Source organism: Actinoplanes sp. NPDC051513 (genome assembly GCF_044454685.1).
Classification (GTDB): Bacteria; Actinomycetota; Actinomycetes; order Mycobacteriales; family Micromonosporaceae; genus Actinoplanes.
The window spans coordinates 75,555-101,747 of the sequence record NZ_JBITDW010000035.1 but is presented as its reverse complement, the minus strand read 5'-3'; the positions used below and the strand labels follow the sequence as shown (position 1 = coordinate 101,747).

The window sequence follows — 26,193 nt, the reverse complement described above, 5'->3', positions numbered from 1 at the left end:
GTCCCTCCCCCGTTTCGGGACGGCTGCGGGCAGGGAACTGTCGCAGCGTCGATCCCGGGTGTCAACCACCCATATCGCGATATGTCAGAAACGGGCTTGGTGTCGCAAGGTGCGTCAGTGGGAGAGCTCCACCCGGTTGGTCGCGGTGGTTCCGGAGACGTAGGCGCGCGCCCCGATTGCCAACAGGACGGGGGCATTGCTGCACCGCGTTGACCCGCTCGTCGGCCTCACCGATGCCGACTTCGCTCTGATTCGTCAATGGCTCGCACCGTCGCCGCCCTCTCGGGATTTCATGTCACGGTCGGCGCGTCGCCGTCTGATGATGCTGACGGCGCCGCGTCGCCTCGTCGCGTCGGGGATCCAGGCGCGTCGAAGGCGACGGCTGCACGCAGCCGGCGGTTCTCCTCGGCCATCTCCGTGGTGGGCCGATCATGACGTTCACCCGCGTCGGCCTCGGCCTGCCGGATCCAATTGCGCAGTGCCTCGTGATGCACGTTCAACTGCTCGGCCAGCCGTCGGATGGTCGGCTTCGGGTCCGACTCGCGATATAGGCGCACGGCCCGCGCCCGTAGGTCGTCGGGGTACTTCTTCGGTGCTGCCACGGATGCTTCCTCCCCATGATCAGTCGATCATGCTTGAGAAGCTCCGCCAAACCGGGGGGAACTCACAGCAGCCATGAGCTGCCAACAAAGGCGGCCGGCCAGCGACCTGGCGCGGGACCGCGACGACCCAGCTACCGTGTCATCCATTCTGCGTTCGGGCCGGCCGATTCACCGCTTTCGCTGCGCCGGTCAGGCCCGCGACGGGCTCAGCGGGCGGTCGGCGGTTCGGCGCGGTCCAGCACCAGGTCGCGGGCGGCCGTCAGGCCGGACGCCAGGGCGCCGAGCAGGACCGCGTCGGTGCCCAGTGTGGAGACTTCGATGCGGGGCGGGCGCAGGGCGACCAGGCGGTCCAGCCGTTCGAGCAGCGGGCCGGTCAGCAGATCGCCGGCGTGGCCCGCCACGCCCCCGCCCAGCACCACGAGCTCTGGATCCAGCACCGCGGTGACGCCGGCCAGGGCCCGGCCCAGGTACTCAATCTCGCGGTCCACCGCGCGCAGGGCGGCCTCGTCACCGGCCCGGGCGGCGTCGAGAACCTCCTTCGCGGTGACCGCGTCCACCAGACCCAGGCGGTGGGAGGTGGCGACGACGCCGGCGGCCGAGGCGACCGATTCGAACATGCCCCGGCCTCGGGATCCCGGCTCGTCCAGCAGCGGGTCGCCGTCGCCGACCGGCATGTACCCGATCTCGCCGGCGGCGCCGCGGGTGCCGCGGTACAGCTTGCCGTCGATCACGATGCCCATGCCGGTGCCGGTGCCGATCTGCACGTACACGAAATGGCGGACGCCCCGGCCGAGCCCGTAGGTGGCCTCGCCGATCGCGGCGAGATTGGTGTCGTTCTCCACCACGTAGGTCGCGCCGGTGATGCCGGCCAGTTGGGGGACGCTGTTGTGCCGTTCCCAGCCGGGCAGGTTCGGCGCGAGGTGCAGCGAGCCGTCGGTCTTGTCGTGGATGCCGGGGGTGCCGAAGACGGCGAGCGTGATGTCGTGGCGGGTGACGCCGGCGGCGCCGGCCAGTTCGTCGGCGAGCCGGGTGAGCTGGGCTACGAGGTCCCGTTCGCGGTATCCGTGCGACGGCTCCTCCTTGCGGGCGACGATGTCGCCGACCAGATCGGCCAGGGCGGTACGCACGAAGGCGCGCCCTATGTCCACCGCGAGGACATAGCCGGCCTCGGGGCGCACCTCGTAGAGCAGGGCGGAGCGACCGGCCGGCCCGGCCCGCCGGCCGACCTGACGCAGCAGTCCCGCGTCCTCCAGGTTGTTCAGGGTGACGGCCACGGTCGGCTTGGACAGCCCGGTGACCGCCGCCAGTTCCGGGCGGGACGCCTTCCCCAGCCGGAAGATCTCGGCGAACACGGCCCGCTCGTTGATCACCCGGAGAACGGCCGTGGTACTGGCTGTCGCACTGCTCTGCACGTCCTACAGGCTGCCACACCACTTCGTAAATCTCATTTATCAATTTCGTAAAGGACATTGCTAAATGGCGGCCGGGTGGCTGACGATGCTCCTCAAACCTTCGGAAGAGAGGTGCACCGTGAGAGCCAGCAGGTTCGCCGCAGCCGCCGCCACCGCCGCCGTCGTCTTCCTCAGTGCCTGCGGGGCTGCGGACAACTCAGACGCCTCCGACAGCTCGAAGAAGGCGGCCACCATCGCCCTCTTCCTTCCCGAGTCCAAGACCACCCGGTACGAGGCCTTCGACCGGCCCCTGTTCGAGGCCAAGGTCAAGGCCCTGTGCGCCGACTGCAAGGTGCTCTACTTCAACGCCGATCAGGACGCGGCCAAGCAACAACAGCAGGTCGAGGCGGCGCTGACCCAGGGCGCCGACGCTCTGGTCCTCGACGCCGTCGACGCGGGCGCCGTCGCGTCCCTCGTCAACCGGGCGAAGCAGGCCAAGGTTCCGGTGATCGCCTACGACCGGCTGATCTCCGGCATCACCTACGACTACTACGTCTCCTTCAACAATGTCCGGGTGGGCGAGATGCAGGGCCAGGCTCTGCTGGACGCGCTCGGCAAGGCCGGCACGACCGGCAAGGGCAAGATCGTCATGATCAACGGATCACCCACCGATCCCAGCTCGGCCGACTACAAGACCGGCGCGCACCACGTGCTCGACGGCAAAGTGACGGTCGGACGCGAGTTCGACACTCCGGACTGGAGCCCCGACAAGGCCCAGCAGGAGATGGAACAGGCGATCACTGCCCTCGGCCGCGACAACATCGTCGGCGTGCTGTCCGCGAACGACGGCATGGCGGGCGGCGCCATCGCGGCGATGAAGCGGGCGGGCTACGCCACCGTCCCGCCCATCACCGGCCAGGACGCCGAGCTCGCGGCGGTGCAGCGCATCCTGACCGGCGAACAGTACATGACCATCTACCTGGACATTCGCAGCGAGGCGGAGAAGGCGGCGGAACTGGCCGTCGGGGTGGTCCACGACCAGAAGCCAGCCGCGCCGGCCAACGTCGACAACGGTACGGCGAAGATCCCGTCGTTCCTGCTCGATCCGATCCCGGTGACCGCCGACAAGATCAAGGACACGATCGTGAAGGACGGCTTCTACACCGCGGCCGACATCTGCACTCCGCCGGTGAAGGCGGCATGCGCGCGACAGGGCATCCAATAGTGTTCTCCGCCAACGCGATCTCCAAGGCGTACGGCGCGGTCCAGGCGCTCGACGAGGTGAGCCTGGACCTCGCGCCGGGCGAGGTCGTCGCCCTCGTCGGTGACAACGGCGCCGGCAAGTCGACCCTCGTGAAGGTCCTCTCCGGGGTCGTCATCCCGGAGAGCGGACATGTCGAGCTGGACGGCCGCCCGGTTCGCCTGAGCAACCCCCACGAGGCGCAACGGCTGGGCATCGCCACCGTCCATCAGGACCTCGCCCTCTGCGAGAACTTGGATGTGGTGGCCAACCTGTTCCTCGGCGCCGAACGGCAACGCTGGTCGGTGTTGCGCCCGATCCGGATGGAACGAGCGACACGCGACCTGCTGGCGTCCCTGGACGTCAGGATCCGGGACATCCGGGTCCCGGTCGCCATGCTCTCCGGCGGTCAGCGTCAGTCGGTCGCCATCGCCCGGGCGCTGGTCGCCGATCCGCGCGTCGTGATCCTGGACGAGCCGACGGCGGCGCTCGGCGTCGAGCAGACCGCCCAGTTGCTCGACCTGATCCGGCGCCTGCGAGACCGCGGACTCGCCGTACTCGTCATCTCCCACAACCTCGCCGATGTCCGGGCCGTCAGCGACCGGATCGTGGTCCTGCGGCTCGGCCGCAACGCGGGCGAGTTCCGCACCGCCGAGACCACCCCGGAGGCCGTCGTGGCCGCCATCACCGGCGGCGCCGCCCTCGCCGGCACATCGGGCGTCGGCACGTCGGGAACCGGCACGGAGGAAACCGCATGACCGCTCTCGCTCTGATGCTGCGCAAGCCGCTGCGGCCGATCGGCCGCAGCGGTTCCGACCTCGGCGCCTGGCCCGTCGTCGCCGGACTGGTCGTCATCGCGGTCGTGTTCGGCTCGCTGAACGACCGCTTCCTGTCCGCCGAGAACCTCACCAACCTCGCCCTGCAGATGGCCGCGACCGGCACCATCTCGCTCGGCATCATCATGGTGGTGCTGCTCGGCGAGATCGACCTGTCCGCCGGGTCGGTCAGCGGCCTGGCCGCGGTCATCATGACCATCCTGTCGGTGAACCACGGCTGGCCGCCCGTCCTCGCCATCGCGACGGCGCTCACCGGCGCCGCCCTGATCGGGCTGCTGCACGGCTGGATGTTCACCCGGCTCGGCATGCCGTCGTTCGTGGTCACGCTGGCCGGGCTGATCGGCTGGCAGGGGTTGATGCTGTATCTGCTGGGCAGCGGCGGGACCATCAACCTGCCCTTCGACGGGTTCGTGGCGAAGCTCAGCGACAGCTGGCTTCCGGCGCCGGTCGCCTGGCTGACCGCCGTCCTGATCGTCGCGGTCAGCGCGACCAGCGCGCTGGTCAACCGGCGGCTGCGGGGTGCGGCCGGACTGCCGGTGACCTCGGTCCTCCGGATGGCCGTACGCCTCGGCGGTCTGGCGATCGCCCTGGCCGCCGTCGTGCTCGTCCTGACGGCCGACCGCGGCGTGCCGCTGCTGCTGGTCATCTTCGCCGCCCTGGTCGTGGCGCTCGACCTGATCCTGCAGCACACCGTCTTCGGCCGGCACATGTACGCGGTGGGCGGCGACGCCGAGGCGGCCCGGCGGGCGGGCATCAACGTGACCAGGATCCGGGTGATCGCCTTCGCCGCCGGCTCCGCCCTCGCCGCCGCCGGTGGGATCCTGGCCGCCAGCCGTCTCGCCGCCGTCAACCAGAGCTCGGGCAGCAGCGACACCCTGCTCATGGCCATCGCCGCGGCCGTCATCGGGGGCACCTCGCTGTTCGGCGGCCGGGGGCGCGCCTACGCTGCCCTGCTCGGCATCCTCGTCATCCAGGCCATCACCAACGGCATGCTGCTGTTGAACGTGAACTCCTCGGTGCGCTACATGGTGACCGCCGCGGTCCTCGCGGTCGCCGTCGCCGTGGACTCCCTCGCCCGGCGCGGTCAGCCCCGATGACGGACTCCCGGGTCCTGGCGATCGACTTCGGCGGCACCAAGATCGCGATCGCCACGGCGGCTGTCGGCTCCCCCGACGGCCGCCCCGAGGCCACACTCCGTTTGCGGACCCTCGGCGAATCGGGCGCCATGCAGGCCGTGCGACGCACCTTCGAAGCCGCCCGGACACTGCTGACCGGCCCGGCGGCGGTCGGCGTATCCACGTTCGGCGTGCTGCGGGACGGTCGGGTCCGGCTCGCACCCAACGTGCCCGGCTGGGACGGCATGGCCCTGCCCGCGCTGTTACGCGCCGAGTTCGGTGACGCCCCCGTGGCGATCGACAACGACGTCAACGCGGGCGCCGCCGCCGAACTGCACTGGGGAGCGCTGCGCGGGGTCGACGTAGGCCTGTACATCAACCTCGGCACCGGGCTGGCCGCCGCCCTCGTCGTCGGCGGCCGGGTCGTGCCCGGCGCGCACGGCGCGGCCGGCGAGATCGGCTATCTGCGCGACAACGACACCGATCCCGGCTTTGCGGACGGGCACGCACCGTTGGAGGACGTCGTTTCCGGCGTGGCCCTGGCCCGGCGCGGCGCCGCGTTGCTGGGCCGGCCGGTCACCGCCGCGGAACTGTTCGAGCTGAGAACCGAACCGGGCGTTGCCCACCTGCTGGACGAGGCCATCGAGACGCTGTCGCGCACCATCGCCAATCTCTGCGTCGTCCTCGACCCCGAGCGAGTGGTCCTGGCCGGCGGCATGATGGGCGCCGCCGAGCACATCATCCCGCGGGTCGCGGCGGCCCTGCGCCGATCGGTGCCATTCCCGCCGGCGCTGGCCAAGGCCCGCTTCGCCGACGACGCCCCGCTCGTCGGTGCGATGGCCCTGGCTCAGGACTCCGCGCCGGCCGACGCCGCCCCGGCGCGCCGACCGGATCGGTGACGGGCTCGGCGGGAAAGCAGTCCGGCCGGCGGCCGCCATCTGCTCGGCCTGCTCGGTCTCGGCCGTCTCGCCCTGGGCCGATTCGTACGTCACACGGACAATCCAGCCAGGCGACGAGGGCGCCCAGGCCCGTCGACTACGGCTACGCGAGTGACGCGATCGAGTACGGCTACTGGCCGGCCGGGGTGCCGGCGATCGGGTTCCTGGCCCGGATCGCGGCCGCACACCCGTCCGACGCTGCCACCGAGGCGGCGGTCGAGCTGATCGACAAGATCGTCAATGCGCCGATGGACCGCCCTGGCGCCTCCGACGCCGAACTCGATGCGTGGGTGGACGGGCTGCGTGACGCGCTGCGCGCCGCGCAGCCGGCCCTCACCGAAGCCGCCCGGCTCGTCCCGACGGCCGGACTCACGATCGCGGCGCTGGGCGAACGGAGCGGGGGCACGCTCGCGTACGCCGGTTCCTACGAGCCACGCTGGCGCATGGTCGCCCGCGAGGTCGCCCGGCTCCCCGCCTACTCGATCAAGGCAGCGGCCGGGGACCCGGCACGACCTGTTGGTGATCTCCGACCGATACTTTCTGGACCCGCGATCGGGCGATGTCGTCGCCACGTTCGTTCCGCCCCGGCCCGGCCGGGCCCTCGCGTTCGCCGATGCCGATGGCCCGGGTGTCCTGACGGTCGAGGGTCCCCGACGAGAGGGCGGACACCGTGGCCCGCTGCGGCTCTGGCGGCACGCGCAGCGGGGATGGCAGGCAAGGCGGATCGGGCCGCCCGTACGGCCGTGGCCACTGTTACCGGGGATAATGTCGCTGGCGGCTGGCGGCTGGCGGCTGGCGGCTGGCGGCTGGCGGCTGGCGGCTGGCGGCTGGCGGCTGGCGGCGAACCGATCACCGATCCAGACCGGATCGCGCATTTGAACATCCACCGGCATGACCGCCTCGGCGGCATCCTGCACGAGTACAGGCAAGCTGCCAGACCTGCCCGGATGGCATTTTCGGCAGGTACAACGGTGCGGCCGGGCTTGTCAGCGAAATGGAGTTCTTCGCCGGGCTGGGCGACGCCGAGTTGACCTGCCGCGCAGACGATGACGACCTCCAGCACGCAGGCGGGCGACGAGTTCAGTAGGCCCGGCGTTTTGTGGCAGAGTCCCGGCCGCGGCGAGCTGGTAGACCATCTCCGTCAGGATCCGCTGCTCCGGCCAGTAGATCGCGCTTAGCTGCTCCCCTGGCCGTGCGCTGGTGTGGCCGTGGCGGCACCGGTAACCGGCCCGGCCATACACTCAATGAGCCTCCAGCCGGCGCCCGCACAACCCGCAGACCAACAGCCCGGTCAGCCCGGTAGCGGCGAGCGCGGCTGTCGGCTGGCGTGCTGATCGCGGTGACCTGCAGGGCGGCGAGGAAGTCGGCGTCGCTGACCAACGCAGGGTGGGTACGCCGGGCCGAGACGATCTGGCAGTCCCAGCCGGTCCGTCGTTGTCAGGGCTGCTGCCACCCTCCCGGCGTCTCCCGGATCAGGCTGCCCTCAGCTTTCACCGGCCTGCTGCGGCAGACCAGCGGTGGGGCTCTTCCATCCCCACCCGGTAACACAGAGCCTCGTGGTGCACGAAATCGCAGATCCAAGCCCTGCAACGCTCCCAGCCGGTCCTCCCGATGATGCCCGGCATGCCCGAACGCCGCACCCACGACTACCCGCAACGGCATCACGAGCCTGTTTGCCGCGTTCGACATCGCCGACGGTTCGGTGATCAGCGAACTGCACCGCCAGCACCGCGCGGTCGAGTTCAAGAAGTTCCTGATCACGATCGACAAAACCGTCGCGGCCGACCTCGACGTCCACCTGGTCTGCGACAACTAGGCACCCACAAAACGCCGGCCATACGTGCCTGGCTGGCGAAACACCCACGGTTCCACATGCACTTCACCCCCACCGGCTCGTCCTGGATCAACCAGGTCGAACGCTGGTTCGGGTTCCTCACCGACCAGAAAATCCGCCGTGGCACCCACAAAGCGTCCAGGCCCTCGAATCCGACATCCGATCGTGGATCACCGACTGGAACGACAACCCACGACCGTTCCTCTGGACCAGAACCGCCGAAGAGATCCTCGAATCACTCGCCCGATTTTGTAGCCGAATTTCCGGCGCAGCACACTAGCTCGGTCGCACGGATTCGGGCGGCTGCCGCTTCGCCTCGTAGATCGCAATGTTGGCGAACCCGGCCTTGGATTCGCCGGTATAGGAGTTGTTCGTGGCGCCGAGCACCACATGACCGGCGGTCAGGGAGCCGTCGGTGAGTCTCGCCTCGATCGCCTGCAGGCCGTCCACCGTGGCGGTCATGTCGTCGTTGACGATGGTGACCGCTACGGCCCGCCGCCGGCCCGGCGCGAACGCGTCGCTCCGCTCCTTGCGGATGAGCGTCTCGCCCTCGGTGTCGTCGTATCGTTCGAGCCGGACCTCCGCCGCGCAGAGGGACAGCTCGTAGCCCCGCGTCCCGTGATCGCGGAAAAGATGACCCCGCAGGCGTTCCCGGTGATCACCGTGGCGTCGACGGTGATGAGCTGGTTGCCCGCGAACTCGTCGTTCGGCCCCTGGCACCAGTAGTCGATGCTCTTCCCGTGGTGATCACGAGCTGCGACTCGAGGGAGCAGACTCCGTCGGCATCGCCGGCTTGGGCACGCCAGAGGCCGGGGCGGTCCAGGCGGTCGACGACCGCCTGGCTCCACTCGGGCTGGGGTACGCCGGGCGGAGCCGCCGAGAGCGCTGGGGCCTGGGCCGCGGTACGGTTTGCCGGTCGTTTTTGCGTCAGGACAAGGGCCACCGCCGCGACCGCCAGCGCGAGTACGAGCCCGGCGGCCAGCCAGAGCCGGCGGCGCGGGCGACGGATCGCGCCAGTTCCCGTACCCTCTCCGTTTCGAGCCGGACGCAGTTCCGGCCGGCGGCCCAGGTCCGCGATGACCGCGGCGTTGTCGCGGGAATCGGCCGACAGCAGGGCGTCGAGGAGCTCGTGCGCGGTCGGCCGGTCATCCGGCTCCTTGGCCAGCGCGTGAGCGACCAGGTCGCGCAGCGGACCGGTGAGGGCGCCCAGAGCGGGCGGCTGGGTGAGAATCCGGGTGGCGGTCGCGGCGGGTGAGCCGGCGGCGAACGGCGTACGTCCGTTGCCGGCGTAGCTGACGACGGCGCCCCAGGCGAACACGTCGGCCGCCGGGCCGACCATGGGATCGGTGTCGGTGTCGAATCGCTCCGGTGCCATGTACGCGATCGAACCGACCATCTGACTGGTGCGGGTGTGCCGGCTGGTCGACTCGAACGCGCGGGCGATGCCGAAGTCGATGACCTTGGGCGTCCCGAGCGAGAACAACACATTCTGCGGTTTCAGGTCCCGATGTATGACACCGGCACCGTGGATCGCGGCGAGGGCGGTAGCGACCCCGACCGCCACGCCGTGCAGGTTGGTCGCCGGCAGAGGCCCCTGATCGGCGACCACCTCGGCCAGGCTGGGCCCGTCGACGTACTCCACGACGAGGTATGGCGTGGCGTGATCCGGGTCGGCGTCGAGGACTTCGGCGGTGCAGAACGGCGGCACCTGCCGGGCCCGGCTGACCTCGCTCCGGAAGCGCGCCCGGAATTCGTCCTCGGCGGCGAACTCGGGCCGGATCACCTTGACCGCGACGAGCCGTCCGGCACCGCTGCGGCCGAGAAAGACGGTGCCCATCCCACCCTCGCCGAGGCGGCCGAGCAAAGAGTACGCACCCAGCCGACGCGGATCCCCCGGGCGCAGCGCAGTCGTCACGGCGTCCGACTGTACCGGTGTCCGACGCGTCCGTCGGTCACGTCTCATTCCGCGCGAAGCGGGGTGCCCGGGCTTAGCTGATCTCCTCGCCTTGCTGCCGGCAGCATCCCCGCTCCCGCCGCCCGCACATCCGTTTCGGAAATTTCCGGAAGGCGCCGGCGCTCCCGCGTCGAAGCGGCGGCGACCGTGTTGCCCGCGGGCTCGCTGTATCCGATCCTGATCATGCTGCGTGATCGCGGCCTGCTCGAGGCGAGCTGGGAAGGCGAGCCATCGCCGGGACGGCCTCCCCGGCACCTGTACCGGTTGGCCGAAGACGGCCTGCGCTGGGCTGCCGAGGTGGCGGTCGAGCCGTCCCTTGCCCGAACGACCGTCCGCCCTCAGCTGCGGGAGGCGTGATGACCAAGGTTGGCCAAGACCGGCCCGCCCGGTTGCTGGGCGCCGCCGTACGCGTCATGCCGGCCGGGCGCCGGGACTGGGGCCGGGCGATGCAGGCGGAGCTCGCGGCGATCGAGGACCACTCGGATCGGCGTGGCTTCGCCTGGGGTTGCTTGCGCGCCGCCGCCGTCCAGTTCCACCTGCTGCGCGGCACGCTTCATGTATTCGCGGTGCTGGCAGTGGTGGGGACGCTCGTCGCCTGGGCCGCGACCGTCGACAACCCTGCGCTGGCGTGGATGCTGTCCATGGTCATGTCGGTTCTTGCCGTGGTGTGCTGGGCGGCCCGGCGGGCCGGCATGCTCGGGCCGACGGATGACGGCGTCGCCGCCTGGCTGCTGCGCAGTGGCGGCTACCTGATCGCGGTCGCGATCTGTGCGGTCGCCGTCGCCCACACCCACCCGGCGACCCTGGAAGCGGCCGATGCGGGCTCCGCCGTTCTGGGGCTGTCGACGATCGCCGCCGGCTTCCTCATCGGGCTGGCTTCGGTGGCGGCGAGGCGGTCGGCGGCGACCGCCCGGGTGATGCTCACCGGAGTCGGCAGCGCGCTGGCCGCGACCGCGGGCTGGCTGGTCGTCGTGCTGGTTGCCCCGCCGATCCCCGCCACGGCCGGCTGGGCGCTCGCCGCGACCGCGGTGGCCGCGGTGATCGCCGTGCTTGCGAACTCCGGCGAGTCCAGCACCACGCAGGCCTGCCTGCTGGCCGGGCTGATCGCCACGGCGACCACGATGGCGTTGATCTTCGGCAGCGTGCTGCTGCTCGCGCATCTGGGTCCGGACAGCCTCATCCCGGACATCACACCAGCAGCCCTGCCCGGCCAGCACATCAGCGAGAGCCGGACCGAGATCGTCGACCCGTACGCGCTGATTCTCTTCCTGGGCGGGGCGGCGGCGACCGTGCTGGGCCTGGCCGCCGTGGCCACCCGCCGACCCGGGACCGGCAACTCGCCCGGCGTCGAGCAGCGGCAGTAAGCCACCCGCCTCACCCGTTGCGGGCGGCGGGGTCCTCGATGGATCGCAGGTGATAGAGCGTCACTGCGACCAGTGAGAGAGCGTCCACGATCTGACCAGCTCGGATCATCCCGGCCGTCTCCGCGACCCCGGCCGGCGCAGCGGCGGCGCTTCGAGAGCCGTTAGCCGTAGACCCACAACGCACCGTGACCACCGCATGAACCGGTCGCGGCCATATATGCGAGATAATCCAACGGATTTCGGTGCCGGCCGCGCGGGTTTGAGTCTGCCGGTGCCGCAGCTCGACGGTGAGCTGGCTTGCCTCGGGCAGCGGGATAACCTCGCTGCAAATCGAGCCACCACCCGGCCGCGGCGCTCCGCGGCACCCCTTATCCGCTGTCGCGGCCTGGATGGTCTGCGTGGGTTCCTGGAGACAGAACCGATGCCGGAGGACCTCCCGTGCAACGCCGCGTCTTTCTGCAGTCCGCCGCCGCGGCCGTACTCGGCTCGCTCAAGTTCCCCGGGTTCATGCTCGCGGCCGCTAGCGGCCCTGAGGATAAGCTGATCGAGGTGTGGACTGAAGAGCATGGCGGTTACCCGGCCTTCGACCAGGTGAACCCGACCTCGATCAGGGCAGCGCTCGAGAAGGGTATGGCGCTCAGTAAGGCAGAGATCGCCGAAATCGCCGGCACCGCCGAGACGCCGACCTTCGCCAACACCATCGCCGCGCTGGAGGACAGCGGCCGCGCCCTCGATCGCGCTCAACGTTTTTTCGGCATTTTCACCTCGGCGATGAACGACGCGGCGATGCAGGAGCTGCAGACCGAGATGTCGCCTGTTCTCTCGGCATTCGGCGACGACATCATTCAGAACGCCCGGCTCTTCGCCCGGATCAGGGCGGTCCATGACGGCCGCGCCATCGCCGGCCTGTCGCCGGAGCAGAGACGCCTCGTCGAGAACTACTACCGGAACTTCACCCGGCGAGGCGCGGCGCTCAACGATGCCGACAAGGCCACGCTGAAGGACCTCAATCAGAGGCTCGCCTCGCTCTACACCAAGTTCAGTCAGAACGAGCTGGCCGACGAGGAAAGCTACCAGCTCACCATCGAGACCGAGGCCGATCTCGAGGGCCTTCCCGAATCGCTGCGTGAGGCTGCCGCGGCGGCAGCCGAGGCGCACGGTGTCAAGGGCAAGTGGGTCTTCACCAATACGCGTTCCTCGATGGAGCCGTTCTTGACCTACTCCGCCGAGCGTGACCTGCGGGAGGAGGGCTGGCGCATGTGGATCATGCGCGGCGACAACGGCGCGGCTACCGACAACAACGCCGTGATCAGCGAGATCCTCCAGCTCCGTACTCGGCGGGCCCGGCTGCTCGGCTTCGAGACGCACGCCCACTGGGCCGTCGAGAACAACATGGCGAAGGCGCCGCAGGCCGCCATGGAACTGATGATGAAGCTCTGGGGCCCAGCCCTGCGGCGCGCCCAGGAGGAGATCGCCGAAATGCAGGCGATCGCCGACAAGGAGGGCGCCGGCATCACGATCGAGGCCTGGGACCACCGGTTCTATTCGGAAAGGGTGCGCAAGGCGACGTACGACCTCGACCAGAACGAGGTCAAGCTCCACCTCCAGCTCGAGAATGTCCGCGACGGTATGTTCTGGGCCGCCGAAAGGCTCTATGGCCTGCGATTCGCCGAACTCGACGGTCTGCCTGTCTACCACGAGGACATGTCGGTCTATGAGGTGACGCGCGACGGCGAGCGCGTGGGCCTGTGGTACTTCGACCCCTATGCCCGCGGCGGCAAGAGCTCCGGAGCGTGGATGAACGAGTACCGCACCCAGGAGCGTTTCAAGGCTGACATCACCCCGATCGTCTCCAACAACGCGAACTTCGTGAAATCAGGCTCCGGCCCCGTCCTGATTTCGTGGGACGACGCCGTCACCATGTTCCACGAGTTCGGTCACGCCCTACATGGCCTCAACTCGAACGTCACCTATCCGGGCGTCGCCGGCACGTCGGTCAAGCGCGACTTCGTCGAGTTTCCCAGCCAGATCAACGAGCACTGGTTTCCGACGCCGGAGCTGCTCAACCGGTTCGCCCTGCACGTCGACACCGGAAAGCCGATCCCCGACGAGTCGCTCGCCAAGATCCAGAAGGCGCTGAAGTTCAACCAGGGCTTCGACACGGTCGAGTTTCTGGCCTCGGCGATCTACGACATGAAAATCCACCTGGCCGCGACGCCGGACGGCACGATCGATCCCGGCGCTTTCGAGAAGAGCTGCATGGCGGAGATCGGTCTGCCGAGGGAGATCGTCATGCGCCACCGCCCGACCCAGTTCGGGCACATCTTCTCGGGCGACGGATACTCGGCCGGCTACTACGTCTATCTCTGGGCCGATGCGCTGACCGCCGATGCGTGGGAGCTGTTCGAACAAAGGGGTGTCTGGGACCCCGCCACCGCCAAGGCGTTCCTCGACGACATCCTTTCGGTCGGCAATGCCGTCGCGCCGGACGAGGCCTTCCGCAAGTTCCGCGGCCGCGACGTCGACACCGAGGCCCTCATGCGCTTGCGCGGCTTCGCCTGACGATTCTCCCGTCGCAGCTACGTTGCCCCGAGGCTGCGCTCGCAAGCCCGCTCCGCCTCGAGGAACGGATTCTCGTTCACCGGTCTCCATCGAGAAGAGTGTCACGTCAGCAAACTTGCCCAACCCCCCGCTATGTCGGGCCGCCGGCTGCCGCCACGGGCTGCGGCAGGAGGCGGCGCGCGGCGTGCTCGGGTCGCACATGCGGCCCGTGGGCCACCTCGATGCCCGTCAGCGCGGCGCTCGTGCCGGCCGCGGCGATCGCGGACTCGTCCACCCGGATGCCGAGACCCGGCGAATCCCCCAGGACATAACCGCCGTCCTCGATGGCCAGGTCCAGCGTCAGTCCGACCGGCGGCGTCAGGTCCTGCAGCTCGGCGACGATGTGGTTGGGCACCGAGGTCGCGGCGTGCACCAGCCCGATGGGGGTCGTGCCGATCGGGCTCACCGGGAGGTCGTGGGCGTGCGCCAGGGCAGCGACCCGCAGGAAGTGGGTCACCCCCCAGACCGCCGCCGTCTGCACGATGTCCACGGCGCCCGCGGCCAGCAGCGGGCGGTATTGTTCAAGGCCGGTGAGGTTTTCGCCGGTGGCGATGGAGGCCCGGATTCCCCGGCCGACCGCAGCCAGGCCCTCGGCGTCCCATCGGCGGACCGGCTCCTCGACCCAGGTCAGGTCAAGTGTGCGCTCCAACTCGGCGACGTGGCGCACCGCCTGTTTGCGGTTCCAGGACTCGTTCGCATCCAGCATCAGGCCGGGACGAAGACGGCCGGCCTCGGCCAGCACGTCCCGGACCAGGGTCAGCCGGCGCCGGTCCTGATCGACGTCGAGGCCGCCTTTGAGCTTGGCCGCGCCCAGCCCGCGGGCCGCGTACTCGCGATACACCTCGGCCAGCTGCTCGTCGTCGAGACCGATGTCCAGCCCGGAGGCGTATGCCGGGACGATGCGCCGCCGACCGCCGAGCAGCCGCCACAGTGGCTCACCGGCCAGGGTGGCCTTGATATCCCACAGGGCCGTGTCCAACGCGCCGATGGTGCCGAAGACGGCTCCCGCGTGCCCGGCTTTGAAGGTGTGCCGGAGCATCCGGTCGTAGAGCGCGGTGACCGCTCGCGGATCCTCGCCCTCGATGGCGGCGAAGACTGCCTCGGCGCCCTGGTGTGGGCCGATGCCGACGCCGGTGACGCCTTCGTCGGTGCCGACCAGGACGATCGGCACCGGCATCAGCCCTCTGGTGAAAACGCCGTTGGCGTCCCCGATCGGCCGCCGCCAGTCCTGAACAGTCGTCAGCGTGCGAAGTTCGGTGATCCGCATGTCGGCGTCACCGGACTCTGACGGTGACGCCCTCGGCGGCGCTCGACGATCGGGCACCGCACCCGGCTCTGTTGACCGCAGGCGTCTTGGCTGGACCTCCCCGACGACCAGAATGGTTCAGACTCATATCAGCCCCTAGATGTGATCTCTATGTGGTCCGCAGTGTACGCGCTCGACACACTCCGGGGACAAGCCCGCAAGCGACGTGACCATGGCAAGGGGCATCGCCCGCCCCCGTTGCGACGGCTATAAACGCAGCTCAGAGACACCTTCCGGACATCTCACCACGATCTTGAAGCGTCGCGGGCGGCAGGCATCCTGCACGGTTTTGCCCCCAAAGGCGGCCGCGTTGGCAAGGATGGATCTCACTCATAATGGTAACGAAATGATAAATAGATGAGCTCAATATGTTGACGATAGCCGATCATCAGCAGGCTAATGAGTCCTACACGCGGCCACCTCGCAGCGATCGGGTGGCGCGAGAGGAGAGCTATGAGGTTGTTGAGGGGACTCAGAACGCCGCGCTTGTTGTCGCGCCGGCCGTGGCAGATCACGCTCGCCGGGCTGGCCGTGATGGGGATGGTCGTGATCACGGCATGTAGTGGCGGGTCACCGAAGGCCAGCCCGAGCCAGGACTCGAACGAGCTGACCGTCTGGGTCGACGCGGCCCGCCTGCCGGTGGCCCAGGCCTACGTCAAGGAACATCCGGACGCGCACGTGAAAATCGTGACCTTCGATGGCGACGGCAACGGCGCGACCACGCTGCAGACAAAGATTCAGCTGTGGAACCGAACCGGCAGCGGCTGGCCGGACGTGCTCTTCAGCGAGCAGGTCAACGACCCGGTGTGGATGGCACACAAGCCCTTCGAATTCGCAGCGCCACTCACCAATCTGATTCCGAGCGACATCCTCAGCCAATGGCCGGCCCCGTCGACCGCCCAATGCACGATCGACGGCACCCAGTACTGCGTGCAGGACAACTTGGCGCAGGTCGTGCTGTGGGTCGACAAGAAGTTGATGGACCAGTTCGGCTACGCGACTCCGACGACCTGGCAGCAGTGGGCCGCCCTCGGCGCCAAGGTCGCCACCGAACATCCCGGCTACATCGTGGGGAACGTCGGGGACTCGTTCAGCCACTGGATCTACCTGTGGGGCAACCAGTGCCCCCTCCAGCAGCTGCACGGCGACAAGCTCCTGATCAACCCGGCCGACCAGCACTGCACCCGGGTGGCCGACCTCCTCGATCCACTGATCAAAAATGGCGCGGCGCCGCCGCTGAGCGTGTTCACTCCGGACTTCGCGAGAAAATACGGTGGCGCGAAGGGCAAGGTCTTGATGATGCCGGGACCAAGCTGGTTCGGGCAGGGCCTGTTCGACCAGACCCTGCACATTCCGGCCGGACAGATCACGGCGACCCCCGCGCTCCAGTGGGAAAACGAAACACCGGTGACGACCGGCCAGGTCGGCGGCGGCCCATGGATCATCGCGAAGCATTCGCACAACCTGAAAGGGGCCGCGGACTTCGTCGTCTGGGCCACGACCGTCTTCAACCCGACCGGCAAGGACGCCAGGCCCGGCTACCCGGCCTATGCCCCCCTCGCCGACGCCTGGCTGAAGGCGCAGGCGAGCAACCCGTACTTCGCAGCCGATCCGACGCCGGCGCTCAAGGCAGCCGCCAGCCAGGTGTGGACCGGCTGGAATCTGGTCTCGTATCCCGACCAGCCCGTCTGGTCCAACACCGTGGTCAACCAACTGGTCGCCGGCAAATCACTGAGCTCCCGGCTGCAACCGTTCGGCGACGCCCTGGCTCAAGCCGCCCAGGCATCCGGATACACGGTCACGCGGCAGTGACAACAGTGAAGGCAGCCACTCGGACCACCCTGCACGTTCCGGCCACCCGAAAGCGTGGCCGGAACGTGCAGGGCCTGCTGTTCGTCCTGCCGTACCTGCCGTTCCTGCTCGTGTTCGGCATCCTGCCCATGCTGTACGCCCTCTACCTCGCGGTCACGAGCGACACCGGCGCCTTCGTCGGGATCGAGAACTTCACGAGAACCATCCGTGACTACCGCTTCGTTCCCGCATTCGAGCACGTCCTGCTCTACACCACCGTGTGGCTCGGCAGCCTGATCGTGCTCGTCGTCGGGCTGGCGCTGCTGCTCCACGGCCGCGCCGGCAAGGTCACGTCGGCTTTCCGTTTCCTGTTCTACATTCCGGGCGCACTGGCCGGCGCCTCCGCCGTGCTGGTCTGGCTGTTCATGCTCGACCCGTCGGTCAGCCCCGGTTCATCGCTGCTGCGCCTGTCGGGATCGCATCTCTTCGTCGAGTCGATCGCGCCCGGCAGGCTTCCCTTCGTGTTCGCGATGATCGCGTTCTGGACCGGGGCGGGCGGCTGGATCGTCGTCATGTACGGCGCACTGAACACCATTCCGCCCGAGCTGGAGGAAGCGGCGCGTATCGACGGCGCCGGCCCCGTGACGGTCGCGCTCCGCCTGAAACTGCCGTTGATCCGCAAATGGATCGCCTACATGGTGATTCTCTCGTTCGCCACCGGAACGCAGCTTTTCATCGAACCACAATTGGTCAACGAGGCGAGCCTCGGCCTGGTCCCGGACACGTGGTCGTCGAACCAATTGGCCTACCAGTTGGCATTCCGATACGGAGACTTCAACGGCGCCGCCGCCGTCTCGATCGACCTGATCGTGATCGGACTCATCGCTGCCCTGCTCATCGTCAGGCGCACCGGATTGTTCAGAACAGAGGAATGATGCGGCTCGTCACCCATGGCGTTCGGATCCTGATTCTCGCGGCTTTCGCGGTCTTCTTCGTCGTACCTATCGCCTGGCTGATCCTCGCACCCACGAAGTCCGACGAGGCTCTCGTCACCCATGGCCCCTTCACGTTCGGCAGCCTCCACAACGTGGCGCTGGCGTGGCAGCACCTGGACTCGTTCAGCGACCACATCTACCGCGCCTGGATAGCGAACTCGCTCGGGTACGCGCTCGGGGCGACCGCGATCGTCCTGGTCACCGCAATACCCGCCGGTTACGGCCTCGCGTTGTCCCGCTTCCCGGGCCGCAAGCTCGTGCTCACGCTGACCCTCGTCGTCATGATCATGCCGGCCGCCGCCCTCGTGCTACCGATCTTCCTCGAGCTCAATTTGCTGCACCTGATCGGCAACGCGCTGTCGGTGATCCTTCCGTTCTCGTTCTTCCCGTTCGGCGTATACCTCGCCTACCTCTACTATGCGACCGCCCTTCCCCGCGAGCTGCTCGACGCGGCCCGCATCGACGGCTGCGGAGAATGGTCCACCTTCCGGCACATCGCACTGCCGCTGGCCAGACCGGTCATCGCACTCGTGTTCTTTTTCAGCTTCGTGGCCGACTGGAACAACTTCTTCCTTCCGTACGCCGTACTCGCGGACTCTACGCAGTACCCCATTCAGGTCGGTCTCTCCAACCTGCTGTCGTCCACCCCGTCCTTCAACCCGGCGGTCGGCGGCGGCGGTCAACAGGTCGGTATCTTCCGGCCGGAACTGGCACTCGCCACGCTGCTCGCCGTTGTTCCGGTCGCGATCGTCTTCCTGCTGTCGCAGCGATCCCTGGTGCGCGGCCTGGTCACCGGGGCCGTGAAGGAATGAGTATTATTCTTTTCGACGACGACATAAGTCTCAAGCACGCTTCAAGGGAGCCTGTGTGACGGATTTCGAGCGCGCCGAGGGCGGCTACCGACCCGGCTACGAGGTCGCCGCGGAGCAGGTTCTCGAGCTGATCTCGCGCCTGGGGCTGCGTCCCGGCGATCGGATGCCGACCGAGCACGAGTTGGCCGGGCAGTTGGGCGCCAGCCGTACGGTCGTGCGCGAGGCTGTCAAGATCCTCTCCGCGCTCGGCCGGGTCCGGGCGCAACGGGGCCGTGGCCTGTTCGTCGCCGACGACGAAGGCATGCTCGGCAGCGGACGGTGGGCGTCCTTCTTCCTCCCCACCGACCTCGACCACGTCTACATGCTCTTCGAGTTCCGCCGGACGCAAGAGATGGAGACCAGCCGGCTCGCCGCCGGCCGGGCCACCCCGGCGCAGTTGAAGGCCATCGAGGAGGCGGCCGCGACCTGCCGCCGGGGGCTCGACGCCGACCGCCAGGACCTGTTCACCGAAGGCGACGACGCGTTCCACACCACCATCGCCGCCGCATCGCACAACATGTTCCTCGAGGTCGCGGTCCGCGAGGCCCGCCGGCTGCAGGCGCAGTCCAGCCTCATCGGATTACGCGGCTCCATCGGCGGCCACGGCGCCAAGGCCGTCGAGGAACACGAGGCCATCTTCCAAGCGATCCACGACGGCGACGCCGAGCGGGCCGCGCAGGCGGCAGCCGTGCACATCGACAACAGCCGGGACGACTACCGCCGGGAAATACAGCAGCTGATCTTCCGAGCCGACTGACGACCCTTTCGAACCCCTGTCGAGGTCCATGACCAGATTCCGGGCGGTCTGGGTGACCCACGCGACGGTCGGGTGGACGGTGGCACCGAGGATCCGTACGCGGCGGGTGGCGTGCTCGATGACGGCCAGCACGTAGAGTCTGGCGCCGGTCAGCGTCACGGTCTCGAAGAAGTCGGCAGCGAGGATGGCGCAGGCTTGCGAGTGCAGGAGCTTCGCCCAGGTGTCGCTGGTTCGCTGGGGTGCCGGGTCGATGCCGGCCTCGTGGAGGATCGCCACACCGTCGAGGCGGCGACCGCGACGCCGAGGACGAGCAGTTCGCCGTGGATTCGTCGGTATCCCCAAGTGTTGTTCTCGCGGGCCAGGCGCAGAACCAGCCGGGCAGAGGCCGGCGGTCTAGCGCCCCGCCGTTGTCCACCTAGAGAGGACGCGAAATCACGGCGCGCGATGTATCAGGGAATTGGATGCTGGGCAGGCGTGGCGACCGGAGTCGCGTGCGCGGGTTGCCCGCCGCTGCCCGAGCTGCTCGCCCGCTACGCCACCGCGGGCGGCAGCTACCTTGTGTGCCCGTTGTGCTCGACGCCAAGGGTCTGGACAAGGGCGATCTCTTGGCCAACGCCTCTCTCGGCGGAACGGTGCCGATGGGGCAGTGGATCGGCGACGAGGGTGCCACCACGTTCTGCTACTGACCCTCACCCGTCCCGGTGAATGGCGTCGGCGGAATCGTACTAAAGCCGTATCGTGGCTCTCACCGCGAGAATCCGGAGGCCACATGCCCGTCGTCATGATCCTGCGTATCAAGGCCGACCCGAATGCGCTCGAAACGTTCGCCAACGCAAACGCCGAAATGATGAATGGCATCGCCGACGCCGGTAGGGCGGCGGGTGCCAGCCGCCATTGCTTCGCCGCCGGGGACACCGAGGTTCTCGTGATCGACGAATGGCCGGACGAGGCGACGTTCCAGACGTTCTTCGAGAGCCAGCCCGACATCCCACGGATCATGCAGGCGGCCGGCGCCCAGGGCGCGCCGGAGATCACCTTCTACCGCAAGCTCGACATGCCCGACGAGTTCTGAGGTCAGCTCAGCCGAGCACCCAGTCCACGGTCTGTGAGATGATGCCCGGCTCCAGGCTCAGCCGGAGCCGGGTCAGCCGGGCGTTCTCGCTCACGTCGAACGCTGTCCTGGGGGCCATTGGCATCATGCACGGTGGTCGACGCGGTCTTGCTCGCAAAGAGCACGAGCAAGACCGCCTCATCATTTCTGCTCCGGGGCCGGGCCCCGGAAACTCACGTTGCGATGGCCGCCCTGGGTACCTCCGTTCCTGGCCGTCTATCGGGATAGTCCCTGAGGCCTTTGGTTGCCTTTCCGAACTGATTGCCGCTCGTGTTCTGCGCCGCGTTGGTGAGGTCGGGTCGCGCCACTACGTCGTTGTGTCCCTCGCGGCGAGCGCAGCCGATGCTGGGAATGTGATGCCGAACTGGCTGCCGTAGAAGGCCTGTTGCGGTTCCTCATATGCCATGGTGGCGAACCGGCGGGGTGGTCGGTCGACCTGCTCCGCCGGTTCTCGATCAGGCTCAGAAGGCCACGCACTGCCCCGTCTTCGCCCCTATGACCTTGTTCGGGACCTCGAGGTCGATCGGCGCCGGAACGTTGCCCGTGCAGCTCAGCGTGCTGGCGATGAAGTTGCCTGCCAGGTACGGCACGCCGCCGTCGATGTTGCCGGCCAGGGTGACCTGGCTCAGCAGGGGCGAGCCGATCAGCGAGACCGGGCCGGCGGTGCGGCCGACCTGGACCGGGCCACGCACCTGAGTGTTGCCGAGGAAGACCCCGGCGGCGCTGTCGGCCGTGAGCGGGCCGCCGATCGTGGAGCCGGTGGCGATCAGCGTCCCGCCGGGGCGCACGGTGACCCCGCCGTTGACGGTGGCTGCCGACAGGCAGGCGAACCCGTTGACGGTCAGCGGGCCGGGTTGCGGGCCGGTGAGCGTCGGGAAAACCCGCTCGCCGCTGACCCACGGCTCCGCGGCCTGCCCGTCCAACAGCAACGGGATCAGGCCACGCTCGGGCTGGGCCAGCGGCACGAGGAAGCCGTCGGCGACCTGGACGACCTTCCAGCCGTGATCGGCGATCCGCTGGGCGACGGTGGTGCCGATGCCGTCGGGGCCGTCCGTACGCCCGCCGTTGTACTGCTTGTCCGTGAGCTTGTAGGCGCACGGCGCGTTGTCCAGGATCTGGTCCGGGCCCGGCTGGTCGGCGGGCGGCGGCGCCTCACCCGGGTGCGGCGCGGGGTGTGCGGGGATGATCCGGGAGCCGCGGAACACGATCCGACCGGTGTTTCCGGACTGGAACTGGATCGCCGCGCTACGTGCCGTCTGGATGTCGAGGAGCTGGGCACGGTGGAAATCCAGGAACGAGTTGAACGTCCAGAGTGCGGAGAATGTCTTGCGTCGCCGGTTGTTCGCCGCGTTGGCCTCGTCGGGACGGGTCGGGCCGCCGGCACTGCGCAGCTCGAGCAGCGAGTTGACCGTGTTCTTCAGGCCGAGGGTGTTGCGGAGGATGGTCTCCTCGGACAGGCCCACGGCTCCGCCGTTCTGGCAGCCGTACGGACATGGCCACCAGCCGGCCTTGGCGCCCTGGACGTACATGTGGTTCTCGATCATGTCGAGCGACTCGTCGAAAATCGACTGAGCTACGTTCTGATGCCGCGGCGGCAGCATCGGCAGGTCACCAGCCTGATTGTTGCCGAACTCGTGACCGTCGTATCCGGCCACCGGGCGGTAGTCGCGCAGCATTCGCACGTACGCCGCAGTCTCCGGCTGCCGGATCAGTGAGTAGTCCCGGTTCAAGTCCTGCCCGGTCGCGTTACCTCGGGTGTTCGCGGCCCGGCCGTCCCCGTTGATCGACGGGATGATCAGCACGGTGGTGTTGCGGAGCAGGTCCAGCGTCCGCGCATCGGTGCCGAACGCGAGCTGCCGGGCCATGATCAGGCACGCCTCCCGGTCGCTGGGCTCGTTGCCGTGCACGTTGCAGTTGATTGCCAGCGGCGAGGTCTTGGCGACGGCGGCCGGGGTGGCCGGCGGCGCCGGAAGACCGATGACGAACATGTTGATCGGCCGGCCCTGGACGGTCCGGCCGATCTCGACCACCCGCACCCGGTCGCTCAGCCGGTCGACGGCCGCGGTGTAGGCGAATTCGTTGACGTCGCTGGTGAATTGCGCGGCCTGGGCGGTCTCCCACTGCGTACGCAGGTCTTGCCCGGGGATGCCCGGGTCACCCGGTGGCGGGAGCGTGGTGCCGAACACGGGGGTCGAGTAGGGCTGCTCCGCCGTCCCGATCCGGGCGCGCACCCGCCACTCGAACCGATCGCCGGGGTTGAAGCCGGCGTCCGCGAAGGTCGGCGACCCGTTGTTGACCTGGCGGTTGGGCCGCCACACACCGACGACGGTAGGAGTTGCGGTGGGGGAGTCGCCGGCGTCGACGGCGGTGCGCTCGATCTGGTAGTCGGTAGCGCCGTCCACCGGCGTCCACGCCACAGTGGTGAACCCGTCCGCCTGGCTGACCGTGACGTTCGTGACCTGGTTCGGCTCGGCCGCGGCGTGGGCCGGTCCTGTCTGGACGAAGGAGAGAGAGGTGGCGACAAGCATGACGGATAACGTGACGACGATCGACCGCCGCTTCTTCATGGGACCTCCGATAGAGCTGGCCTGAAAGGCGGGGGGCCGATCGCGGCGATGGCGGCCCACGCGGGACAGCCGGTCGCGACCACCACGCCGATGGTCACCGCCGAGCCGGCGGCGGCCATAAGTGTCTTTCTCACGTTCCCCCTCACCTTCGATGGCCGGACGGTGCCACCGCCCGCTGGAGGGAAACTGATGCGGCGCTGAAATGCCCGGCGGCCAGACCGGTGATGAGCGTCGGATCGGCTGCGGCCAGACCGCGGGCCGCGGGCCAGGTACCCGCCGTACGACTCACCGCAGATCGCGTAGCGGTCCGGCGGAACCAGTTCCCGCAACGGAGGCCACTTGCTTCGCCGTACTCGGGACGAGCACGATCGGATCCGTGCGGAGCGGGCTGGGTTACGGCGCGCACCTGCCGCTGATCCGAAGTCCGCCCCTGACCTGATCATCGAGCCAGAGCCCGGCGGACGCGGAACGACTGTCACTGCCGTCATCGCCGGCGCGGACCATTCTGGAGATCCCGGCCGAGGCTCCGAGCGCACGTCGGACTTGCGGTGGAAACCGCCGGCGCCCCCGCTAGGAGGTGGTGACCCGGTAGATGGCGCCTGCCAGGTCGTCGCTCACGTAGAGGGCGTGGTCGGGACCCTGGACTGCCATGACCGGGCGGCCCCAGCGGGAGCCGTCCGCGTTCTGGAAGCCGGTCAGCAGTGTCCGCTGGGGACCCAGGGTGCCGTCCTTCCAGGCGAAGAAGGACACCTCCGGCGGGCGGGGTGGCTTGCGGTTCCACGAGCCGTGGACGCCCACTAGGGCGCCGGGGCCGTAACCGCCGGGCAGGCCGGGCGAGGTCACGAAGCTCATGCCGAGAGGGGCCGAATGGGCGCCTATCCCCTGCTCGACCGGGGGCAAGGTGGCGCAGTCCAGCCTCGTACCATCCGGATTTGTCTGGATGTCCCGGACGAAGGGGCGGTTGGTGTAGCTCAGCGGGGAGTCCTTCTTGCCGGGCTGGAGGTCGGGGTCGGGGTTGCAGTACGGCCAGCCGAGGTCGCGGCCCTGGGTGAGGCGGGCCAGGGGCTCCAGAGGCTGGTCGTTCACGTACCACTGCATGACCTTGCCCCGGTCGTCGCCGGCGTGCGGATAGCCGATGTTGTCGCGGTTGTTGACGGCGGTCCAGACTCCGCCGTCGGGATCGATCGCCAGGCCGGTGCCATTGCGAACGCCTCGGGCGAAGGTTGACGCCTTCCCGCCGCCGGGCGGGACGCGGAGGATCGAGGCCCGCTCCGGGGCGGCGTCGCGGTCGTCGGCTGAGATGTTGCCGGTCGAGCCGACCGAGATGTAGAGGGCGCCGTCCTTGCCGACCGCCACGCTCTTGAGGGCGTGGGCGTAGGCGCCGCCCAGCTCGGGGCTCTTCTCGTCGGGGAGGCCGTCGACCACGACCCTGCTGCCCGACACCGCGCCGTTGCGGTAGGTGAAGGAGTCCAGCCGGTCGCTCTCGGCCACGTACAGCGTGGTGCCGCTGAACGCCAGGCCGTGCGGTTGATCGAGGCCGCCGACCAACGTGCTCTGCGACGGGACGGAGCCGCCGGGGATCAGCGCGACGACGTCGCCGAACTTCGGCCGGGAGACCAGCAGGCGGCGGTCGGGGGTCCAGGCCAGCAGGCGGGCGCCGGGCAGCCGCGCCCACACGCCGATCGTCCAGCCGGGCGGCGCCATCAGGGTCCTCGTCTGGTCGAACGGGGCCGCGGCGGTGCCGGCCGGCGGGCGCACGTCCGTCGGCGCCAAGGCAGGCACGTCGACCGTGCCCGAGGACGGCGGCACCGTCTCGCGCGGCGGCTCGGACGCGCCCGAGAACGGTGACGAGCACGCCGCCATCGTGAGCGCCAGACCACCGGCCACCATGGCGTGCAACGGGGCTCTTTTCACCACTGCATTTCTACCTACGGCAGCGCCGCTCGCCAAGCCGCGCCGGGCCTTGATACGCCGTCACTGGCTTCAGCTATCTCACCGCTTTCAATGTTCGCGAGTTGGGCACGCCCTACCAAGCGGGGCGTGGAACCGGCTCTCCGCCGGGGCCGGCTCCAAGGGTGACCGGGACTGGGACCGGACGTGGATCGCCATCTCCGCACGGACGGTGAGGTCACCGGACACCACACCCGCGCCGCAGGCCGTGGTTGGTGCGCCGGCTGGACGCTGACGATCCAACGCCAGGCACTCGGCGTTGGCGGGGCCGGCCACGTCACCACGGCGGCGCCGGCTCGGGGCTCAGCGCTTATTTCGGCGACCGGTGCAACGCTTCGGTGGCAACGGCCCGTTTTCTTTTCTTTCGCTGTCGCGACCGCAGCTCCGGTGGCTTGCATCTCGCGTTGCCCGGGCTCATCCCGTTGCGAGTCCGGCGGTTCAGACACCGGTCGCGGAGTTCGCGCGCCAGTTGTCACCTCGCATCTAGCCAGCGTTGGTGGAGGTTTTCGGCGGCTTTTGACCTCAGGTGAGGGTCGTGCAGTGCCAGGACTTCGGTAGCCACCCGTGCCCGGTGGAACAGGTTCGGAGCTCAGGCATGCAGTGGCACCCGGCGCAGGCGGATCGTCCGCCGGATGATCCGCCACCCGGCCGGCCCGGCGCGGAGCACGTCCTCATAGACGACACTGCCGCAGAGCCCGTTCACGCCGATGCCGATGCCTTTGCTGATCGCGCTGACGGTGCCATCGTCGCCTTCGGACAGAACGATGTTGGTCACGTGGTGTGCGACCGGGTGCTCCTCGACCGCCTGGATAGCGTCGTTCATCGCTGCCAGCCCAGCCCGCACGCCGAGCCCGAAGTCGCTGAGGTCGAACTCCGCGTCCGGCGTGAACAGTTCGTCCATCTGGTCGAACGCGCCCCGGTCGGTGAGGTGGCCGTGCATGTTGATCAGATCGGTGATTGCTTGCCGGTCGGTCGCGATGAGAGCCACGA

Annotated in this window: 22 protein-coding genes and 1 pseudogene; 15 read left to right on the top strand and 8 right to left on the bottom strand. The window is 68.9% G+C overall.

The annotated features are described in order from the left end of the window. Positions 1-290: 290 nt before the first annotated feature. Both ACIA5D_RS48055 and ACIA5D_RS48050 read right to left on the bottom strand, forming a co-directional pair. The gene (locus tag ACIA5D_RS48055) at positions 291-602 is read right to left on the bottom strand and encodes a transposase (protein ID WP_396037417.1); all 312 of its coding nucleotides are present in this window, start codon (positions 600-602) and stop codon (positions 291-293) included. Positions 603-808: 206 nt separating this feature from the next. Continuing rightward, positions 809-2,014, bottom strand: a complete 1,206-nt coding sequence (locus ACIA5D_RS48050; protein WP_396037416.1) for an ROK family protein — start codon at positions 2,012-2,014, stop codon at positions 809-811. Between the two features lie 118 nt (positions 2,015-2,132). Here ACIA5D_RS48050 and ACIA5D_RS48045 point away from each other — a divergent pair, with 118 nt between their 5' ends. From ACIA5D_RS48045 to ACIA5D_RS48020, 6 genes and pseudogenes are all read left to right on the top strand, one after another. Continuing rightward, positions 2,133-3,218 (top strand): sugar ABC transporter substrate-binding protein, encoded by a 1,086-nt coding sequence (locus tag ACIA5D_RS48045; protein WP_396037415.1) that lies wholly within the window; start codon positions 2,133-2,135, stop codon positions 3,216-3,218. Further along, a complete protein-coding gene (locus tag ACIA5D_RS48040) occupies positions 3,218-3,991 on the top strand; it encodes an ATP-binding cassette domain-containing protein (protein WP_396037414.1) in 774 nt (257 codons plus the stop codon). Before ACIA5D_RS48045 ends, ACIA5D_RS48040 begins: the two co-directional genes overlap by 1 nt. Continuing rightward, positions 3,988-5,166, top strand: a complete 1,179-nt coding sequence (locus ACIA5D_RS48035) for a sugar ABC transporter permease (protein WP_396037413.1) — start codon at positions 3,988-3,990, stop codon at positions 5,164-5,166. The genes ACIA5D_RS48040 and ACIA5D_RS48035 overlap by 4 nt, the downstream gene beginning before the upstream one ends. After that, positions 5,163-6,083: an ROK family protein gene (locus tag ACIA5D_RS48030; RefSeq protein ID WP_396037412.1), complete on the top strand. Its 921-nt coding sequence runs from the start codon at positions 5,163-5,165 to the stop codon at positions 6,081-6,083. Before ACIA5D_RS48035 ends, ACIA5D_RS48030 begins: the two co-directional genes overlap by 4 nt. Positions 6,084-6,268: 185 nt before the next feature. After that, on the top strand, positions 6,269-7,153 hold the full coding sequence (locus ACIA5D_RS48025) for a hypothetical protein (protein WP_396037411.1): 885 nt from the start codon (positions 6,269-6,271) through the stop codon (positions 7,151-7,153). 535 nt (positions 7,154-7,688) lie between these two features. Next, positions 7,689-8,236: pseudogene (locus ACIA5D_RS48020) on the top strand (IS630 family transposase); the annotation flags it as partial. Here the strand turns inward: ACIA5D_RS48020 and ACIA5D_RS48015 are convergent. Then, positions 8,233-8,418 carry a hypothetical protein gene (locus ACIA5D_RS48015; RefSeq protein ID WP_396037410.1) on the bottom strand — a complete coding sequence of 62 codons (186 nt, stop codon included), beginning with the start codon at positions 8,416-8,418 and terminating at the stop codon, positions 8,233-8,235. The pseudogene ACIA5D_RS48020 and the gene ACIA5D_RS48015 sit on opposite strands and share 4 nt — an antisense overlap. Before the next feature lie 196 nt (positions 8,419-8,614). Continuing rightward, positions 8,615-9,871: a serine/threonine-protein kinase gene (locus ACIA5D_RS48010; RefSeq protein WP_396037409.1), complete on the bottom strand. Its 1,257-nt coding sequence runs from the start codon at positions 9,869-9,871 to the stop codon at positions 8,615-8,617. Positions 9,872-10,057: 186 nt separating this feature from the next. On the opposite strand from ACIA5D_RS48010, the gene ACIA5D_RS48005 reads away from it, so the two are divergent. The 3 genes from ACIA5D_RS48005 (at position 10,058) to ACIA5D_RS47995 (ending at position 13,836) form a co-directional block, all read left to right on the top strand. Further along, a complete protein-coding gene (locus tag ACIA5D_RS48005; protein WP_396037408.1) occupies positions 10,058-10,267 on the top strand; it encodes a PadR family transcriptional regulator in 210 nt (69 codons plus the stop codon). Further along, positions 10,267-11,274 (top strand): hypothetical protein, encoded by a 1,008-nt coding sequence (locus ACIA5D_RS48000; RefSeq protein WP_396037407.1) that lies wholly within the window; start codon positions 10,267-10,269, stop codon positions 11,272-11,274. Before ACIA5D_RS48005 ends, ACIA5D_RS48000 begins: the two co-directional genes overlap by 1 nt. Before the next feature lie 507 nt (positions 11,275-11,781). After that, complete coding sequence (locus ACIA5D_RS47995; protein WP_396037406.1) at positions 11,782-13,836, top strand: M3 family metallopeptidase; 2,055 nt, start codon at positions 11,782-11,784, stop codon at positions 13,834-13,836. 130 nt (positions 13,837-13,966) lie between these two features. Here ACIA5D_RS47995 and ACIA5D_RS47990 read toward each other — a convergent pair whose 3' ends face one another. Further along, positions 13,967-15,142 carry a mandelate racemase/muconate lactonizing enzyme family protein gene (locus ACIA5D_RS47990; protein ID WP_396037405.1) on the bottom strand — a complete coding sequence of 392 codons (1,176 nt, stop codon included), beginning with the start codon at positions 15,140-15,142 and terminating at the stop codon, positions 13,967-13,969. Positions 15,143-15,667: 525 nt separating this feature from the next. On the opposite strand from ACIA5D_RS47990, the gene ACIA5D_RS47985 reads away from it, so the two are divergent. The 6 genes from ACIA5D_RS47985 to ACIA5D_RS47960 all read left to right on the top strand — a co-directional run bounded on the left by ACIA5D_RS47985 (position 15,668) and on the right by ACIA5D_RS47960 (position 20,647). Next, complete coding sequence (locus ACIA5D_RS47985) at positions 15,668-16,993, top strand: ABC transporter substrate-binding protein (protein ID WP_396037403.1); 1,326 nt, start codon at positions 15,668-15,670, stop codon at positions 16,991-16,993. A gap of 65 nt (positions 16,994-17,058) precedes the next feature. Beyond that, positions 17,059-17,907, top strand: coding sequence for a carbohydrate ABC transporter permease (locus ACIA5D_RS47980; RefSeq protein ID WP_396037402.1), 849 nt, complete (start codon positions 17,059-17,061; stop codon positions 17,905-17,907). Next, complete coding sequence (locus ACIA5D_RS47975; RefSeq protein ID WP_396037401.1) at positions 17,904-18,779, top strand: carbohydrate ABC transporter permease; 876 nt, start codon at positions 17,904-17,906, stop codon at positions 18,777-18,779. Before ACIA5D_RS47980 ends, ACIA5D_RS47975 begins: the two co-directional genes overlap by 4 nt. A 55-nt stretch (positions 18,780-18,834) precedes the next feature. Next, the gene (locus tag ACIA5D_RS47970) at positions 18,835-19,575 is read left to right on the top strand and encodes a FadR/GntR family transcriptional regulator (RefSeq protein ID WP_396037400.1); all 741 of its coding nucleotides are present in this window, start codon (positions 18,835-18,837) and stop codon (positions 19,573-19,575) included. A 560-nt stretch (positions 19,576-20,135) separates the two neighbouring features. Continuing rightward, positions 20,136-20,261 carry a hypothetical protein gene (locus tag ACIA5D_RS47965; RefSeq protein WP_396037399.1) on the top strand — a complete coding sequence of 42 codons (126 nt, stop codon included), beginning with the start codon at positions 20,136-20,138 and terminating at the stop codon, positions 20,259-20,261. A gap of 83 nt (positions 20,262-20,344) precedes the next feature. Next, on the top strand, positions 20,345-20,647 hold the full coding sequence (locus ACIA5D_RS47960; RefSeq protein ID WP_396037398.1) for a hypothetical protein: 303 nt from the start codon (positions 20,345-20,347) through the stop codon (positions 20,645-20,647). A 500-nt stretch (positions 20,648-21,147) separates the two neighbouring features. Here the strand turns inward: ACIA5D_RS47960 and ACIA5D_RS47955 are convergent, their stop codons facing one another. From ACIA5D_RS47955 to ACIA5D_RS47945, 3 genes are all read right to left on the bottom strand, one after another. Beyond that, a complete protein-coding gene (locus tag ACIA5D_RS47955) occupies positions 21,148-23,253 on the bottom strand; it encodes a M14 family zinc carboxypeptidase (protein WP_396037397.1) in 2,106 nt (701 codons plus the stop codon). 570 nt (positions 23,254-23,823) lie between these two features. Continuing rightward, positions 23,824-25,167: a PQQ-dependent sugar dehydrogenase gene (locus ACIA5D_RS47950; protein ID WP_396037396.1), complete on the bottom strand. Its 1,344-nt coding sequence runs from the start codon at positions 25,165-25,167 to the stop codon at positions 23,824-23,826. Between the two features lie 625 nt (positions 25,168-25,792). After that, a complete protein-coding gene (locus tag ACIA5D_RS47945) occupies positions 25,793-26,191 on the bottom strand; it encodes a nuclear transport factor 2 family protein (protein ID WP_396037395.1) in 399 nt (132 codons plus the stop codon). Between the last annotated feature and the right edge of the window lie 2 nt (positions 26,192-26,193).

What these genes read in the sequence shown, in the direction of transcription:
- ACIA5D_RS48035 (WP_396037413.1), top strand. Translation starts at nt 3,988, where the DNA reads ATGACCGCTCTCGCTCTGATGCTGCGCAAGCCGCTGCGGCCGATCGGC.
- ACIA5D_RS48030 (WP_396037412.1), top strand. Translation starts at nt 5,163, where the DNA reads ATGACGGACTCCCGGGTCCTGGCGATCGACTTCGGCGGCACCAAGATC.
- ACIA5D_RS48015 (WP_396037410.1), bottom strand. Translation starts at nt 8,418, where the DNA reads ATGACCGCCACGGTGGACGGCCTGCAGGCGATCGAGGCGAGACTCACC.
- ACIA5D_RS48000 (WP_396037407.1), top strand. Translation starts at nt 10,267, where the DNA reads ATGACCAAGGTTGGCCAAGACCGGCCCGCCCGGTTGCTGGGCGCCGCC.
- ACIA5D_RS47995 (WP_396037406.1), top strand. Translation starts at nt 11,782, where the DNA reads ATGCTCGCGGCCGCTAGCGGCCCTGAGGATAAGCTGATCGAGGTGTGG.
- ACIA5D_RS47990 (WP_396037405.1), bottom strand. Translation starts at nt 15,142, where the DNA reads ATGCGGATCACCGAACTTCGCACGCTGACGACTGTTCAGGACTGGCGG.
- ACIA5D_RS47975 (WP_396037401.1), top strand. Translation starts at nt 17,904, where the DNA reads ATGATGCGGCTCGTCACCCATGGCGTTCGGATCCTGATTCTCGCGGCT.
- ACIA5D_RS47960 (WP_396037398.1), top strand. Translation starts at nt 20,345, where the DNA reads ATGCCCGTCGTCATGATCCTGCGTATCAAGGCCGACCCGAATGCGCTC.
- ACIA5D_RS47955 (WP_396037397.1), bottom strand. Translation starts at nt 23,253, where the DNA reads ATGAAGAAGCGGCGGTCGATCGTCGTCACGTTATCCGTCATGCTTGTC.